Raw genomic sequence first — 16,117 nt, forward strand, 5'->3', positions numbered from 1 at the left:
GACCGTTTTTAATTTGAATTCATCGTTGTAATGTTGCCGTATTTTCCCCACTGTGAACACCTCACCTTTCGTAGCTTATTTTATCTGATCCACGTTAGGGGGTGTCCACTTTTTATTCTAACTGCATATTTCCTCCGCTTCGTCCGTCTCGGCCTCATTTAAGACCAGAAACGGTCTTATTTCCTCCGCTTCGTCCGTCTCGGCCTCATTTAAGACCAGAAACGGTCTTATTTCCTCCGCTTCGTCCGTCTCGGCCTGATTTAAGGGCTTGAAACGCCCTTAACCAATGCCAAACCGACAATTACAGGCTTCTTAAGGGCGTCAAATGCCCTTACCTATTCTCAAGAGCCTAAAGAACAAACAAAGCCTGCGAGAAACGCTCAATTTCGCTTCAGACGCAAAAAAACCGTCCCAGCCTTGCAAGAAGCAAGGTAAGGAACGGTTTTTTGAACTTAAATCCGGTAGGATCCGTAAACGCTGCGGCGGCGTCCTCTCCTGTCGCCAACAAGGACGGCGACACGGTGGACCAGCCAAGCGGCCGATGCCAGCAGCATCATATCAAAGGTCACATTGTACAGGAACAGATGTTTTTCGATGTCTGCGAGCCCGTCTCCAAGTACAGGCACAACAAAGGAAAACACCCCGATGAACCCGACCAGCATAAGCAGCTCAGCCGTCATACGGACGGATTGGCTGCGGCTTCGAATCCATTCAACAACGCATACGGCGTAAAACGCCGCATAAAACAGCACGATGAACAACAACGAGCGCGGCATGTACTCCGCCTTGAAGCTGCTCCAGCCGCTATACGTGTAAACATCCGCCAGCGCGGGCTTCCCCTCGCCTTTTTCATAGTTGCCCAAATACGTCACTTCAAGATAGACGCCTCGCTCCGCTGCCCGGTCCAGCAAGGTGATCAGACGCTGCGGATGCGTTGCATAATAGAGCAGAACTTTGCCATGCGACATGCGGTCGTAGAAATCCGCCTTCATTTCCGGCGAATCCTGCTTAATTGGAGCGTCACTCTGAAAATAATTTGTGCCTGCGTTCACGGCCAGCTTTTCCGGAAGGCCCAGATCGCGCAGGTCGCCTTCAACATCGGGTGACTCATTGAGAATGCCGTAGAACACCGTCTGGTACAAATTAATGTGCTTAAACTGGTCTGGAGCAAACGTATAAAGCAGCGCCGATAGAGCGAACAGCACGGAGCAGCCCCAGAGCACGAACCGCCGCCACGACAAATCCCAGCGCAGCTGCAGCAGTCTCAAGCCGTACAGCGCAAAAATAATGCCCAGCGGCGTATTTTGCAGCTTGCTGCATACGAGCATGAATATACAGAAAAAGAAAAACAGTACGACGCGGGTTGTCGGCTTCTCCTGATGGGCCAGCCACAGTCCCGCCGCTACAGTAAGCAGCAAAAATAGGAATGATACCGGCTCGGCATAAAAGGAATTAAAGTATACCGTATAACGAACATCCAAAAACATAAACAGCAGCCCTGCTGCCAGCATGAACGATGCACTCAGACTGTACTGCCTGCCAGCGCGCACGATTAGATATACGGCTGTAATAAGCAGCAGACTGTATAGAGCTCCCAAAAAGCGGATATGAAAAACGGACTGGTCAAAAATCCAGCCGATTGTCCTGGCCGCATAAACAGGAATCAGCTGAGATGTAATATAGGCTCCGCGGATTGAATCATACGCAAAAACAGAGTGCGACCAGTTAAAAAAACGATCCTCATAACTTACGGCCGCTGGATTATAGTCCAGCCCCGCTACCAGCAGCACGCGAAGAAAATCTCCGCTGTCGGCCATTCCAATAAACGGGTTTGAAAAAAGCAGCCAAATTAATATGCCGGCTGCTCCGGCTCCGGCGAATATTTCCAGCCTAAGCCGCTCTTTCATAGAGACTCCTCCTAGTACAATGCAGGAAGCACGCGCTCAGACTCCGCATCCTGCTGCGCTTCGAGATCCGTTTTATGTTGCGACTGCTCCGCTTTATCAAGGCGGACAGCCGGCACAAGTTCTTTTTCCACGATATAGAGCGGACGGCGCTTGACCTCGCGGTAGATTTTCCCAATGTACTCCCCGATTAATCCGATCGACAGCAGCTGAACACCGCCGATGAACCAAAGCGAAACGATTAACGATGACCAGCCGCTTACGGCATTGCCGATCAAATTGGATACAATCCCGTAAATCGCCATGACGATGCTGACGGCGAACACGATAAATCCAGCCGCCGTAACCATCCGAATCGGCTTAACGGAAAGCGACGTTATGCCTTCCAAAGCAAAACTGATCATTTTTTTGAGCGGGTATTTGGACTCGCCAGCGGCGCGCTCTAGCCGTTCGTAATATACAACTCCGGTCTGGAAGCCGAGCATCGGCACCATGCCACGCAGAAAAATATTAACTTCCGTAAATTTCGCCAGCTCGTCCAGCGCACGGCGGCTCATCAGCCTGTAGTCCGCATGATTGTTGACGATACGCAGACCGAGCCCTTCCATGATTTTATAAAAGCCTTCCGCTGTCGTCCGTTTGAACCAGGTGTCCCGCTGGCGGCTGCTGCGCACGCCATAAACGATATCGCAGCCCTCACGGTAGCGGAGTACCATCTCGCGAATAGCCCGCACATCATCCTGTAGATCCGCATCGATGGATACGAGGCAATCAGCATGACGTTTCGCCGTCATGAGACCGCCAAGCAGCGCGCTTTGATGGCCGACATTGCCTGCCAAATTAAGTCCGCAGACGCGGCTATAGCGCTGAGAAAGTTCCGCAATCAACGGCCACGTACGGTCGCGGCTGCCATCGTTTACAAACATGATGAAGCTTTCAGGAGAGATTAAACCTTCCTTCTCCATTCCTTCCAGCATCCCGTTAAGCTCCACGACGGTAAGCTCCAGCACTTCTTCCTCGTTGTAACATGGAACGACAATGCCGAGAATTGGCTGCTTAATGTCCACTGCTTCAATCACCCCTGATCCGATGCGCCATGCACGCGAAATTATGCCTAATTATAGTGCCAAAATCCTTGCGAGCGCAAATAGTCGGTTATACCAATTTGTGCTTTGCATTAGATTCCATATGAAGAATCTGCCCCGCTTCCTATTCCTAATCATAATCCGAGAACAACAAACCCGCCTCCCATGAAAGAGAAGCGGGTTTATCATACAGACAGACCCTGCAGGCTGTCTTCTCGTAGCAACATTTCCCGATTTTCGCGGCCTCTCCGCTACAGCGGTTCAGCTCAAACGTGCAGGTTAACCCAGCACAAGCCGGTCGTCAGCCAGCTTTTGGCCGCTGATCTGCTCGAACTCGCCAAGCAGCTGTTGCACGGTGATGCCCTGCTTGCGGCTGGCCGGGATGTCCAAAATAATACGGCCTTTATCCATCATAATCAGCCGGTTGCCCAGACGAATCGCTTGTTCCATGTTGTGGGTAACCATGAGCGTCGTCAGATTCATCTCGCGGACGAGGCTTTCGGTAAGCCGCGTAATCAGCTCCGCACGCGCCGGGTCAAGTGCCGCCGTATGCTCATCCAACAGCAAAATGTCGGGCCGAGTGAACGTCGCCATCAGCAGGCTGAGCGCCTGGCGCTCGCCTCCCGACAGCAGGCCTACCTTGGCGCGCAGCCGGTTTTCCAGCCCAATGCCAAGCTTCTCCAGCTGCTCCCGGAAAATCTTCCGGCGGTTCTTCGTCACCGCCAGCCCGAAGCCGCGCATTTTGCCGCGGTTGTAGGCCATCGCCAGATTCTCCTCAATGGTCATGTTGGGAGCGGTTCCTGCCATCGGGTCCTGAAACACACGGCCGATCCAGCGGCTGCGGTTCGACTCCGACACAGCGGTAACATCAGAGCCGGAGATGGAGACAGTCCCGAGATCGGGCTTCATTACGCCTGAAATCAAATTCATCAGCGTTGACTTGCCCGCTCCGTTACTGCCGATAACTGTAACAAAATCGCCTTTGTCCATATGAAGATTAATGTTCATTAGAGCAACTTTCTCATCGGCAGTTCCTGCGTTAAACAGCTTGGAGGCGTTTTGAATCGTAAGCATTACAGCCCCCCCTTTCCGCTGCGGGCAAGCTCTGCTGTGCGGAGTCTTGCTTGGCGCTTCTGCTTGATCGACCGGCTGACGGTCGGCACAACAAGCGCAATGATGACAATTACAGCCGTAATCAGCTTCAGATCGGAGGTTTCAAGATTAAGCCATTCGGCATTCAACGCGGCGGCAATGACCACCCGGTAAACAACAGCGCCGACGATAACGGCCAGCGTTGTGCCTAGCACGCCTCTAGAGCCGAAAATAGCTTCGCCAATAATGACGGAGGCAAGTCCGATTACGATCATACCGATACCCATGCTGTTATCGGCGAAGCCTGCATCCTGCGCAATGAGCGCCCCGGAAAGCGCAACAAGGCCGTTGGAGAGGCTGACGCCGATAATTGTTGTGCGGTCGGTATTGCCGCCGAAGCTGCGGATCATCCGTTTGTTGTCGCCAGTTGCGCGCAGGCTTAATCCCATATCGGTTTTGAAAAACGCGACCAGCAGCAGCCAGATGATAGCTACAACTACGCTCAACACCACAGCGTAAATCCAGGAGACGCCTCCCGCTGTGAGCAGATCAGACCGGATGAAGCCGCCGAGCAGACCTTCATCGACCTTAACCGGCACATTGGGTTTATCCATAATTCTCAAGTTAATCGAATACAAAGCAATCATCATGAGAATACCGGCTAACAAACCGTTGATTTTACCTTTTGTATGCAGCAAACCCGTGCAGACGCCGGCAATCATGCCTCCCGCCATACCCGCCAATGTTGCGATTAAAGCCGGATAGCCGTGACCGATCATAATGACTGATATAGCGGCTCCAGTCGTGAAGCTGCCGTCTACAGTAAGATCGGGAAAGTCCAAAATGCGGTACGTGATGTAAACCCCGAGAGCCATCAAGGCAAAAATAAGGCCAAGCTCAATCGCTCCATTAAAGGACGTGAGGGACATGATCACAGCAAAAACACCTCTTATTGAATAATATTCGCAGCCGCGTCCTTGACCTGGCTTTTCATGCCGTCGGTAACGGTAATTCCTTGCGCCTCGGCGGCTTTAAGATTAAGAATCAGATCAAGCTTCTCTTGCATTTTTACCGGCATATCTCCCGGGTTTTTGCCGTCCTTCAGCACTTCGGCGGCCATTTGGCCAACCTGGAAGCCGTGATCGTAATATTTAAAGCCTACGGTAGCAAATGCGCCCTTCTCAACCGTATCACGGTCGCTGGAGAAGAACGGGATTTTATTCGTGTTCGCAACTTCAATCAGAGCGTCAACGCCGCTTACAACCATATTATCCAAAGCGATGAACATGGCGTCCGCTTTGCCTACAAGCGACTCAGCCGCTTGTTTTACTTCGGACGTGTTCGTCACCGGCGCTTTGATCAGCTTAATGTTGTGCTTGGCAAGAGCCTTCTCGGCGTTGTCCGCCATAACAACGGCATTGGATTCACCTTCGTTAATGACCATACCAACGGTCTTCACATCTTTGAATTCAGCTGCGATGAAGTCCATCAGCTGCACGACCGCTGCCGGATTCGTATCGGAAGCTCCCGTTACGTTGCCGCCAGGCTTGTCCATGCTAGTAACAATATTGGAAGCTACCGGATCGGTTACCGCTGCAAACAAAACCGGCGCATCCTTCACGTTCTCTACCAAGGCTTGAGCGGATGGAGTCGCAATTCCGAGCGCTAAATCCACTTTATTGCCGGCAATTTTTTGGGCGATGGACAGGTTATTGCTCTGATCTCCCTGTGCCGTATCAAACTCCACCTTCAGGTTTTTGCCTTCCTCAATGCCCGCTTCCTTCAGCGCGTCAAGAAAACCTTGGCGGGTTGCATCCAGGGACGGATGCTCAACAATCTGCGAAATGGCGATTGTGTACGTTTTGCCTTCAGCTGCGCCTCCAGCGGACGGAGCCGGCGTTGCCTCATTGCCTGTGTTTTTGGCGCCGCAGCCCGCAGCGACCAGTGTCAGCGACAGCAATGCCGCAGCCCATATTTTTTTGCTCATACCCGATCCCCTTTTCTACTGTTTTCTTCGTGTTACCGCTATCTTTCGCCTTTATTAAATCAGTGCAAACGCAATACCCCCAGTTTAAGTCCCTTTGCCCCATTCGTCAATTAAAGCATGACTGGCCCAACGGGCCAAAGCGGCGGTCCGAGCAAGGGGCAGCGCAACAGTCAAGCGAAGCGGAAACAGGAACAAAACACAGGGTTTTTTCATATAAAACAGATCCGTTCATAGGCTAAAGAGAAGCTTCGGACACATTCGGAAGGGGATGAATATGGAGGGAATTTGGAAATTTCACGAACCTATTTTTGAAATGAATAGCATTTCCCCGCTCTTCCACAGCGAGTCGGCCTGGAGGGGACATCTTCGCTTCGGCTACGATCTTATCGCCAATATGAAGCCGGCTTGTGCGGTAGAGCTGGGCACCCACTACGGCAGCTCCTTTTTCAGCTTCTGCCAGGCGGCTAAGGATCTGTCGCTCGACGGCACGGTGCTGCACGCCGTTGATACCTGGGAGGGGGACGCCCATTCCGGCGCATACGGGGAATCGGTCTATTCGCTCGTCAGCCGCACGGCGGAACGCTATCCGCATGCACGTCTTGTACGCTCCACTTTTGATGAGGCGAACGGGCTTTTTGCCGACGGCTCGGTTGATATCGTGCATGTGGACGGCCTGCATACCTATGAGGCGGTGCGCCATGACTGCGAGCTGTGGATGCCGAAGCTTGCGCCCGGAGGACTGCTGCTGATTCACGATACGGAAGTACGGATATGGGACTTTGGCGTCTGGAAATGGTGGGAGGAGCTGTCGGCGCGTTTTCCCTCGTTCAGCTTTCCGCATTCGGCCGGACTTGGCGTAGTCGCTCCAAACGGCGTCAGTCCGCTCACGCAGCAGCTGCTGGAAAACGTGCCAAAGTTGAGGGAGCATTACGGAGACTGAAGGGACTAAAGGCTGCTGGAACCCGCAACCGGAGGCGCATGCGGTGATTTTATATCATTATAAAAAAGGCATCCGTCACACGACAGCAAACAGCTGCCGCAACCGGATGCCTTTTCCATGTCGCATTAAGATTCCGCATACCACGACTGAGGCTTGATCGCCCAGTCATAATGATATAACACCGCATCTATTCTCACTTGGCGCTTCACCTCTGCACTCGCCCGCGCAGCCCACTCGTCGTCCTCTCCATAACTGAGATCGGCAAACGGATGTTTTAGCGCAATTTCCTTCCGGTAAGCCATCAGGTGGTTTGGTTTGCGGTAATAATAATTATAATCCATCCCGTATTCGTACTCAGTGCCGTATTTGCACAAACGGAACGGCTGTCCGCCGGAGTACACCATCACATCAAACACGATGCAGTCGGAGTCCGGTTCGCGGCGGATCGCTTCCACAAGCTTCGCCACATAATCATGCGACAGCCGGTCGTCATCGTCGGCAAAGACAACGAAACGCCCTTTAGCCTGCTGGAGCAGCGAATTGCGCTTTGCGCCCGTCGTCCGTTTGCGGTTATCCGAAAGCACCAGCAGCTCTACCGGCTGCCCCAGCAGCTGCGCTTGCAGCTCCTCCAGCACCGCGGCTAACGAAGCGCTTCGCTCGGGCAGCGACGGGATGAGCACCGACAGCAGCAGCCCTTCGTCTCCAGCAGCAGCTCCAGCGGCGGTGTTTCCGGCTGCCTCGCTCCGCACGGCATTCCTCTCTTCCTCACAAGCATCCAACAGTCCGCGCAAATAAATCCGGTTAGCCGCAATGCTCGGCTGTCCGTCCGGCGCATAGACGGATGCCGCCTCATTGCTCAGCCAGGCTTTTTCCGTTTGGCCGAGCCGGTCGTAACAGACCGCCAGCTGCAGCAGCGGCAGCCATTTCAGGCTTGAATCGGGCTCCTTGCCCGCCTGCTGCTCCCGCGCTCTGGCGCTGTCAGCCAGCTGCAGCCAGACGATGGCCGTTTCATATTCCTGCTCCTCCATCGCCTTGACGCCAGCACGATAACAGGCCAACGCAGGCTCCGCAAGCTCGTGAACGATCTGCCCGGGGGAAGTTTCATAGATAGCAGCCCCGCCGCCGGCTGACGCATTATCAGGCGAAAAGCTGCTTACATTGGCAGTCTCTTTCCGCTCTTGGGAACCAAGCTCAGCCGTTGAGCTGCGGATGCCCCGATGCCAGTAACAGCCGTGCCGCCACGTCAGCCGCAGCAGGCCGGAGCTGCGCATCCAGGCGTCCACCCGTTTTTCGAAAAGCTCCCCGCCATATGCCGGATAACGCTCGGAGTCGGAATGTTTCTCGTTGTAAATACGGGCTTTGAAATCCAGGGTGCGAATGAGATAACACTGATCGGAAAAACCGTAGCCGAGATGAAAGTCGCCATGCGTCACCATCGCCTCCCGCCGAGCTGCCTCATGCCAGCCGTTCGGAACGGGATTGGCGCACACGATGGACGGCTGCAGCCGCATTCTTTTTAAGGCGGGCTCCACCCATTCCACTGGCTCCTCCAGCATGCAATCTCCGGCGTAATGCAGCAAATAATCCGTGCGGCACAAATAAATGCTGACCAGCTCCGCAATGGAATAGTAATACCCGCCCTGGAAATCCTCGCGCTTCAGCCCGAAAAAACGCAGCGCTTCCTCGCTGTAATCGTCTACGACGACATAGGAGGTGAGCACGCCCTCGTCAACGAGCCGCTGCGCATGCCGGCAAACCGTATCCGGCTGCTCCACATTATTAATGTACAAGACCCGTTCGGCAAAAGAATACCGGTGCAGCCCGATCGCGCGGCTCAGCCGGTCGGTGAGCAGCAGCTCCCGCCAATCCTGCTCATAACATTTTGTCTCAAACGTAACCCCCGGCTTCAGCAAGCTTACCGGCCATTCTCCTGCCGGACGATGCAGTAGGCTCATTTCGGCCCCTCCTTTCCGGGCAAGCCGGATAGAATAACCGGGGCCAAGCCTCCTCCGCCCCCCGAAATTCGCGCTTTCATAAGGCCTCCAAGCACGTAACCTCCGGCTTCAGCATCCCATTCCGGCCTTGCTCCAACAAGCGCCATTCGCATCGCAACGCTGCCGTCCGGTAGCTGCAGCGCGACCAGCGGCGTTCCGGCTTGCAGCCCCAGTTTTCTGCGCACAGCCATCAGGCGGCGTCCCTGCTCCTGCCCAAGCTCCTCTCCGGCCCGCAGCCACAAAACGTAATCGCGTCCGGCTTCGTACAAAGCCGTAATCGTCCCGGCCGTTTCGCTGCGGCCCGCCCGTACCGTCTTCAGATCACGCTGCGCTCCGATACGGCGCGCGGCTTCCCAGCTCTCGTCCCCGCCGTAGTGAATAATCATAATTTCGTCCGCAAATCCGATAATGCTGTCCAGCGTCCGCTCCAGTGACTCCGGATCGCCGCTCTCCCCCATGCCGATGGCGCAACTGAGCGTCGGAACACGCCGGTAAAGCATATCAACGAGATCATCGCCCCATTTGGAGTTGGCGATAGCCTTATTGCGCTGCAGCAGCCCGGGCAGGTCAAAATCCTCCAGCGCGTTCATCGTCACATGCCCGTAATGATGCACAAAAGAATCACAGGCAACGAGCAGACGCCAGCCTTCGCGGCTTACTCGCATGCACAGGTCGTCATCCTCGTAATTGCCGAGGCCGAACCGCTCGTCGAAGCCGCCCAGCTGCTGTGCCAGCGAGCGTCTTAGGAGCAGACAGAAGCCAACCAGTCTGGGCAGCTCCCAGCAATGGTTTCTCCAAACCGGTAATCTTGAAGCCGCAAAAGCCTCCAAGCCTTCCACGCCCGGCCCGTACCCCGCCTCGATCTGCTGAGGCCCGCTGACGTAGTTGCTCACGGGTCCGACCATTCCGCATAACGGTTCATCCTGGAACAGTCTCAGCATTGCATTCAGCCAGCCCGGCGTTACGACCGTGTCATTGTTCAGAAAAAGCACATACTCGCCTTCAGCCAAAGCTAGGCCCTGATTGCAGCCTTTGGCAAAACCTTCGTTGACCGGATTAAGCACCGTTTTGAAGGAGCTGCGCAGCAGCACCTCAGCCGTGCCGTCGGTCGAGCCGTTATCAACCAGAATCAGCTCGTAATCCTCCGTGTGCAGCCGGATGCTTTCCAGACAGCGTAGCGTGTATTCCAGCTGGTTATGCGTAAGAATAACAATGCTTGTCTTTATCATAGTAAAGGCCGCCTCCCATGCCACATATTTATGTAGCAATCGAAGACGGCATGACGGATTTGCTGCATCGCATCGATTAAGCGGCGCGGCCCGTATCCCAGTGCATGCTCCAGCTCAGGCGCAGCAGGCGACGACTTGCAGCCGCAGCGTTATTCTCCAAAAAACTTGATCAGCGCGCGGTTCAAACCAGCCGGATCGTCCAGCATCGGAAAATGCGCGGAATGCTCCAGCACAACGCCGCGCCAATCTTTCAGCCCCTGCTCCAGCAACGGAAGCAGCGTGAACGTATCGGCATAATCCAGCGCGCCGGATACGCTAAGCACCGGAATGTCCAGCTCCGGCAGCCGATTGACGAGATCCATCATCATACGGGGATAACGGTAAGTCTGCATGCTCGGCAGACGCTCCATCATATACCGTTGAAAAGCTTCCCGTACGTCCGGATTAACGCGTGTTGACGGCTGTCCCGGCCCGTCCAGCCACATCTCAGTCCAGACGCGCGCCGCCGCGCTCATATCGCCGGAGCCAATTACCTGCTCAAATGCCGCATCATCATGCTGCATCTGTTCGGAATACTCGATGGAGCCGAAAATGCTCCCGTTCACTAACGCAAGCTTTTCCGTAAGCTCCGGATATGCCGCAGCGAACTCCAGCGCACAATGGCTGCCTGCGGATACGCCGACCAGCGACACTTTACCGATGCCCAGCTCCTTCAGCAGCTCCCGCGCCGTTTCGTATACGGTGTACTCGCCCTCCGGGAGCTCGGATTGCCCCATGCCGGGCATATCAAAACACACCGTCCGATATCCCGCCTCATGAAGCGCAGGAACGGTATTGTCCCACAGCCTGCTGTCGGCAATCGCCGCATGGAACAGCAGCACCGTCCCTCTATCCGCCGTTCCCGAAACTTCCGTCCATACCCTGCTTCCCGATACCTGCACCGCTTGACCTTTAATGGCTGAACTCATCCCAATCGCCCTCCTCGTCATCTTAAAATAAGATTACCAGAAGATTCCTGACAACGGTCTGTCAGCATTGAATTCGATGTGGAAAAGAAACAGCGGTTATCCATCCAATCCAGCGCAAATATCATTACCTCACGGCGTCCTGCCTCCGTGTGCAGCTCGTGGCGAAAGCCGGACCATTCCCGGAACGTGCAGCTCCCGCCGGCGCGGGTCGCAAAAAGACGGCTCGCCTGGCAGGAGGTGACGCGGTCTTCAGTGCCATGCATAAGCAAAAGCGGCAGCCGCAGCTTGTGCGCATGCCGGAGCGCCCAGCGTCCGGCGCGGCTAACCGCGCTGAACGTCCGCAGCGTAATCCGGGCATGGCGCAGAGGGTCCTCGAAATACCGGCGCAGCATATCAGGATCGGTTGTGCTCAGCTGATTGCCGAGCGGATATCGATAATTGCGGCGTACCCGTTCCTTTATCCTGCCCAAAACGAGCGGCAAAGGCGGCGCTGCCGCAGCCAGCCTCAGCCATGGTCCGGCTGCAACTGCGCCGGCCAATGGAGGCGAATGTTTCAGCACATAGTTCAGCACTAAATTTCCGCCCATGCTATGGCTATATAAGAAAAGCGGCAGTCCGCCGAATTCCCGTTTCATATCTTCCAGCAGCAGCTCAATCGGCTCCAGCAGCGAGTCATACCCCAGACAGTCTCCGCGCCGACCCTCCGTCCGACCGTGTCCTCGCTGATCAAAGGCATAAACAGCGTAACCACGCTCCGTAAAAGGTTTCGCAACATGCCCGTAAGCTCCGCAATGCTCGCCAAGTCCATGCACAATGCCAACAGCCGCTTTGACCGGTTTTCCCTCCGGAAGCCAACGGCAGCCATAGATGCGGACGCCGTCGCGGCAGGTCCATTTCAGCTCTTCATGTATCATCCGCAGCACGCTCCTTTGCCGCCTATAGTCTTAATATAGGTATAACCTGACTTGGGCGTGAGCAACCGGACGCAATTGTTTTTGCACGGCTTGTACGGACATGGGCGGCCGGTAATATCAACCCACCGTTGACGCGGCACCGCTTCATCGTGCTAGAATAGGAGATCACTTTTGTACGGAGGTGTCTCATGGATACGATGGTGCTACGAGTAGCCCGCAACCTCAAGAGAATCCGCAAATCCAGAGGCCACAGCCTTGATAAGCTGTCCGAGCTGACTGGCGTCAGCAAGACGATGCTTGCGCAGATCGAGCGCGCGGATTCCAACCCGACCATAACCGTGTTATGGAAAATAGCCAGCGGACTCCGTGTCTCCGTCACCGATTTGATTGAGGAAGACCGGACGACCGTCACGCTTGTCCGCGCTGCGGACGTCATTCCGATTACATCCGGCGACGGGCGATATCTCAGCTACCCGCTGTTCCCTTATACGGACGAGTCACGGTCGGAAATTTACCGCGTGCTCATGCAGCCGGGCTGCCAGTACGAGGCAGAGCCGCATCATGAGGGTGTCGAGGAATATGTGACCGTAACCCGCGGCACGCTTCGCCTGCGCATTGGCGCAGAGTGGTATACCGTCTCCGAGGGAGACGCGCTCCGTTTCAGCGCCGACCAGACCCATGCTTACTACAACGAATCCGATACGGAGACAGAGCTGCAGAGCGTCATTCGGTACCCGTTTTAGCGCAGGACAGGCAGAGTTCTTGCAGCCCGGATGTGCGGATGTATGATGTGCTAATGTGCTGATGCTGATGTGCTGATGTGCTGATGCTAATGTGCTGATGTGCAGATGCTGATGTGCAGATGCTGATGTGCAGATGCTGATGTGCAGATGCTGATGTGCTGTTCTTCAAGCCGCTAATGATGTTCCCCGGGCAGATAAGACCATTTTCGGTCTTAATGAACAGAGAATCTTGCGAAACAGGCATAATAAGGGGTTTTTGGGGCTTAATTCAGCCATTTTCCACATTAACGTTGAAAATTGATCCCTTTTGGGACTTATCTTATCCAAAATACCATTTCTGAATCGAATTAAAGCCACTCTGCGGCCTTACCCCAGCGGCTTCTCCACGTTTGCCTCCAGCCCGCCGTTCATACAGCTTATGCTGTGTGATTGGCGGCTTTTTTACGCTATTTAGAGTCTCTAGCGCCATCATCGCCCTTCATAAACAGCATTCTTTGTGCATTTGAGGCAATTTCTCTTCAAAATTATCATTTTTGTTGAATATCCTTATCATTTCTTGTTTACAAAAGCTCTGCCTCTAATATACTATTACATACGGAATTGTTCTATATAATGAACATATATTCGCTATATTGCATATTTTCTCATAAGGAGAATGAGCATGACAACGAGCATGATCGGCCTCGTGAAGGCCGAGCGCAAAGCGGGAGCGGTACTCATGGAGCTTCCCGTGCCGGACATTGCCCCGGATGAGGTGCGGATTCGCGTCAAAGCGAGCTCTATTTGCGGCACCGACATGCATATTTATCACTGGGATGAATGGGCGGAGCAAAATGTCGTGACCCCGAACGTGTTCGGCCACGAATTCGCAGGCGTCGTGGATGAAGTGGGAAGCGCTGTCAAAGGCATTTCTCCTGGCGACAATGTATCCGCAGAGGGTCATATCGTATGCGGCGATTGCAAGCAATGCCGCTCCGGCAATGCCCATGTCTGCCCGAATACGCGCAGCTTTGGCATCAGTGCGCCGGGCTGTTTTGCCGACTACGCGGTAACTAAAGCCGTCAACATCATTCATAATGATCCTTCGCTGCCGCATGAGCTGGCTTGCCTGCAGGACCCGCTCGGCAATGCGGTGCACACCGTTTTGTCCGGCGGTATTGTCGGCCGTTCGGTCGCTGTCATCGGCTGCGGGCCGATTGGCCTAATGGCGATTCAGGTCGCCAAGGCTGTTGGAGCCGGACGCATCATCGCCGTTGACCTGCATGACTACAGGCTTAGCTTGGCGGCCAAGCTCGGCGCGGATGCATGCGTGAAGCCGGTACCCGGCATGGATGTTGCCGCTGAGCTGAGACGGCTTACCGGCGGCTCAGGCGTGGAGGTTGGTCTGGAGATGTCCGGCAACGGCGGGGCTATCAATAGCTTGCTGGAGGCGATGGCCAACGCCGGACGCGTTTCCCTGCTCGGAATTCCCGCCAAAGCGGTACCGATCGATCTGGGACGCCATATTATTTTCAAAGGCTTGCAGGTGCATGGAATTACAGGCAGAAGAATGTATCAAACCTGGCATCAGCTCAAAGGGCTGCTGGATGCCGGGCGCATCGATTTGAGCAGGCTGGTGGACTATACGTTTACATTGGACCGGTACGAGGAAGCGTTTCAGCTGATGAGCTCCGGGCAGTGCGCCAAAATTGTGTTTAAGCATTAAATATCCCAGGCTGACCGAAGGAGAGGAACCTATGAGTGGATTGGAGAGGCTTCGCGAGGAGCTGGAACAGCTGAAAAATCAAGGCCGCTACCGGATGCCTGCCGTGTGGGAAAGCGGCTCTGGGCCGTGGATGGAGATTGGCGGGCGGCGCGTGCTGCAGATGGCGTCGAACAACTATCTTGGCTTGACGGATCATCCGCGCCTGAAACAAGCGGCTATTGAAGCGACACAAAAATACGGCGTCGGAGCTGGCTCCGTTCGCACGATTTCCGGCACGCTTGATGTACATGATCAGCTGGAGCGGGAGCTGGCCGATTTTAAAGGAACCGAAGCCGCGCTTGTGTTCCAGTCGGGTTTTACGACGAATCAAGGCGTCTTCGGCACGCTATTAGGCGAAGAGGATATTGTCATCAGCGACGAGCTCAATCATGCCAGCATTATCGACGGCATCCGGCTGACCAAGGCGGCTCGCCGCATATACAAGCATAAAGATATGGACAGCCTGGAGGAGGCGCTAAAAGGAGCTTCCGGCCATCGAACCCGCTTTATCGTAACAGACGGCGTATTCAGCATGGACGGCGACATCGCGCCGCTCCCGCAAATCGTCGAGCTGGCCGAGCGGTACGATGCCGTCGTCTGTATTGACGATGCTCATGCAAGCGGAGTGCTTGGCCGCTGCGGCAAAGGAACGACCGATCATTTTGGCCTGCACGGCCGGGTTCATATCCAGATCGGCACGCTTTCCAAAGCGGTCGGCGTTGTAGGCGGATATGCAGCCGGCAGCCAGGAGCTTAAGGAATATCTCATCCACAAAGCTCGTCCGTTTCTGTTCAGCACCTCGCAAACGCCAGCGGTAGCAGCCAGCTGCCTGGAAGCGATCCGGGTGCTGCGTACGAGCCCGGAGCTTGGAGAACGGATGTGGGCGTCAGCCAACTCCTTCCGTTCGCAGCTGCAGCGCGACGGCTTCGATACCGGCGTCAGCGAGACGCCGATTATTCCGATCGTCATCGGCGACTCCGCCCGGACGATGGCTTTTTCGGCTCGGCTGCTGGAGGAGGGCGTATTCGCTCCCGGCATCGTGTACCCGACAGTTGCGGCGGATAAAGGCCGCGTCCGCTTCATCGTAACCGCCGCTCATACGGCGGATGATCTGGAGTTTGCCCGCCAAGCGGTACTGAAGGTTGGACGCGAGTTCGGGCTGGTGTAGCGGCTGATGACACTTCGGCTCTCATGCTTCACATAAGACCAAGGTGAATTCACCTTGGTCTTATTTTTTTGCTCTGTTCTGCTGATTAAGCGGCAGCCTTAGTGAATCGCCCCTCTCTTAAGGTCGTCAAACGACCTTACGCAGACTCATTCGAGCTAATCCCCCTCTCTTAAGGTCGTCAAACGACCTTACGCAGACTCATTCGAGCTAATTCCCCTCTCTTAAGGTCGTCAATGCAGTTAGAATAAAAAGTGGACACCCCTTAACGTGGATCAGATAAAATAAGCTACGAAAGGTGAGGTGTTCACAGTGGGGAAAATACGGCAACATTACAACGATGAATTCAAAT

Annotated in this window: 13 protein-coding genes; 4 read left to right on the plus strand and 9 right to left on the minus strand. The window is 54.8% G+C overall.

All coding sequences use genetic code 11. The annotated features are described in order from the left end of the window. Positions 1-452: 452 nt before the first annotated feature. From M3223_RS23620 to M3223_RS23640, 5 genes are all read right to left on the minus strand, one after another. A complete protein-coding gene (locus M3223_RS23620; protein ID WP_251566207.1) occupies positions 453-1,907 on the minus strand; it encodes a hypothetical protein in 1,455 nt (484 codons plus the stop codon). A gap of 11 nt (positions 1,908-1,918) precedes the next feature. Beyond that, positions 1,919-2,965: a glycosyltransferase family 2 protein gene (locus M3223_RS23625; protein ID WP_251566228.1), complete on the minus strand. Its 1,047-nt coding sequence runs from the start codon at positions 2,963-2,965 to the stop codon at positions 1,919-1,921. Between the two features lie 303 nt (positions 2,966-3,268). Beyond that, positions 3,269-4,063 carry an ABC transporter ATP-binding protein gene (locus M3223_RS23630; RefSeq protein ID WP_251566209.1) on the minus strand — a complete coding sequence of 265 codons (795 nt, stop codon included), beginning with the start codon at positions 4,061-4,063 and terminating at the stop codon, positions 3,269-3,271. Next, on the minus strand, positions 4,063-5,010 hold the full coding sequence (locus M3223_RS23635; protein ID WP_251566230.1) for an ABC transporter permease: 948 nt from the start codon (positions 5,008-5,010) through the stop codon (positions 4,063-4,065). Before M3223_RS23635 ends, M3223_RS23630 begins: the two co-directional genes overlap by 1 nt. Before the next feature lie 20 nt (positions 5,011-5,030). Beyond that, positions 5,031-6,068, minus strand: coding sequence for an ABC transporter substrate-binding protein (locus M3223_RS23640; protein ID WP_251566211.1), 1,038 nt, complete (start codon positions 6,066-6,068; stop codon positions 5,031-5,033). Positions 6,069-6,342: 274 nt separating this feature from the next. Here M3223_RS23640 and M3223_RS23645 point away from each other — a divergent pair, with 274 nt between their 5' ends. Beyond that, positions 6,343-7,008, plus strand: coding sequence for a class I SAM-dependent methyltransferase (locus tag M3223_RS23645; RefSeq protein WP_251566213.1), 666 nt, complete (start codon positions 6,343-6,345; stop codon positions 7,006-7,008). 125 nt (positions 7,009-7,133) lie between these two features. Here the strand turns inward: M3223_RS23645 and M3223_RS23650 are convergent, their stop codons facing one another. The 4 genes from M3223_RS23650 to M3223_RS23665 form a co-directional block, all read right to left on the minus strand. Next, positions 7,134-8,963: a glycosyltransferase family 2 protein gene (locus M3223_RS23650; protein ID WP_251566215.1), complete on the minus strand. Its 1,830-nt coding sequence runs from the start codon at positions 8,961-8,963 to the stop codon at positions 7,134-7,136. Then, the gene (locus tag M3223_RS23655; protein ID WP_251566217.1) at positions 8,960-10,231 is read right to left on the minus strand and encodes a glycosyltransferase family 2 protein; all 1,272 of its coding nucleotides are present in this window, start codon (positions 10,229-10,231) and stop codon (positions 8,960-8,962) included. The genes M3223_RS23650 and M3223_RS23655 overlap by 4 nt, the downstream gene beginning before the upstream one ends. Positions 10,232-10,380: 149 nt before the next feature. Then, positions 10,381-11,199, minus strand: a complete 819-nt coding sequence (locus tag M3223_RS23660; protein ID WP_251566219.1) for an alpha/beta fold hydrolase — start codon at positions 11,197-11,199, stop codon at positions 10,381-10,383. A 17-nt stretch (positions 11,200-11,216) separates the two neighbouring features. Continuing rightward, positions 11,217-12,113, minus strand: coding sequence for an alpha/beta hydrolase (locus M3223_RS23665; RefSeq protein ID WP_251566220.1), 897 nt, complete (start codon positions 12,111-12,113; stop codon positions 11,217-11,219). Positions 12,114-12,301: 188 nt separating this feature from the next. Here M3223_RS23665 and M3223_RS23670 point away from each other — a divergent pair, with 188 nt between their 5' ends. From M3223_RS23670 to M3223_RS23680, 3 genes are all read left to right on the plus strand, one after another. After that, positions 12,302-12,856 (plus strand): helix-turn-helix domain-containing protein, encoded by a 555-nt coding sequence (locus M3223_RS23670; RefSeq protein WP_251566222.1) that lies wholly within the window; start codon positions 12,302-12,304, stop codon positions 12,854-12,856. Positions 12,857-13,517: 661 nt separating this feature from the next. Then, complete coding sequence (tdh, locus tag M3223_RS23675; RefSeq protein WP_251566224.1) at positions 13,518-14,561, plus strand: L-threonine 3-dehydrogenase; 1,044 nt, start codon at positions 13,518-13,520, stop codon at positions 14,559-14,561. A gap of 31 nt (positions 14,562-14,592) precedes the next feature. After that, positions 14,593-15,768, plus strand: coding sequence for a glycine C-acetyltransferase (locus M3223_RS23680; RefSeq protein WP_251566227.1), 1,176 nt, complete (start codon positions 14,593-14,595; stop codon positions 15,766-15,768). Positions 15,769-16,117: the final 349 nt, after the last annotated feature.

The organism is Paenibacillus pasadenensis, from assembly GCF_023715725.1.
In the GTDB taxonomy this organism is placed as follows: Bacteria; Bacillota; Bacilli; order Paenibacillales; family Paenibacillaceae; genus Paenibacillus_O; species Paenibacillus_O pasadenensis_A.

Bases quoted from the DNA above. Each gene is read 5' to 3' on its own strand.
- M3223_RS23645 (WP_251566213.1), top strand. From the start codon at position 6,343: ATGGAGGGAATTTGGAAATTTCACGAACCTATTTTTGAAATGAATAGC.
- M3223_RS23650 (WP_251566215.1), bottom strand. From the start codon at position 8,963: ATGAGCCTACTGCATCGTCCGGCAGGAGAATGGCCGGTAAGCTTGCTG.
- M3223_RS23640 (WP_251566211.1), bottom strand. From the start codon at position 6,068: ATGAGCAAAAAAATATGGGCTGCGGCATTGCTGTCGCTGACACTGGTC.
- M3223_RS23660 (WP_251566219.1), bottom strand. From the start codon at position 11,199: ATGAGTTCAGCCATTAAAGGTCAAGCGGTGCAGGTATCGGGAAGCAGG.
- M3223_RS23620 (WP_251566207.1), bottom strand. From the start codon at position 1,907: ATGAAAGAGCGGCTTAGGCTGGAAATATTCGCCGGAGCCGGAGCAGCC.
- tdh (WP_251566224.1), top strand. From the start codon at position 13,518: ATGACAACGAGCATGATCGGCCTCGTGAAGGCCGAGCGCAAAGCGGGA.
- M3223_RS23665 (WP_251566220.1), bottom strand. From the start codon at position 12,113: ATGATACATGAAGAGCTGAAATGGACCTGCCGCGACGGCGTCCGCATC.
- M3223_RS23630 (WP_251566209.1), bottom strand. From the start codon at position 4,063: ATGCTTACGATTCAAAACGCCTCCAAGCTGTTTAACGCAGGAACTGCC.
- M3223_RS23670 (WP_251566222.1), top strand. From the start codon at position 12,302: ATGGATACGATGGTGCTACGAGTAGCCCGCAACCTCAAGAGAATCCGC.
- M3223_RS23635 (WP_251566230.1), bottom strand. From the start codon at position 5,010: ATGTCCCTCACGTCCTTTAATGGAGCGATTGAGCTTGGCCTTATTTTT.
- M3223_RS23655 (WP_251566217.1), bottom strand. From the start codon at position 10,231: ATGATAAAGACAAGCATTGTTATTCTTACGCATAACCAGCTGGAATAC.
- M3223_RS23680 (WP_251566227.1), top strand. From the start codon at position 14,593: ATGAGTGGATTGGAGAGGCTTCGCGAGGAGCTGGAACAGCTGAAAAAT.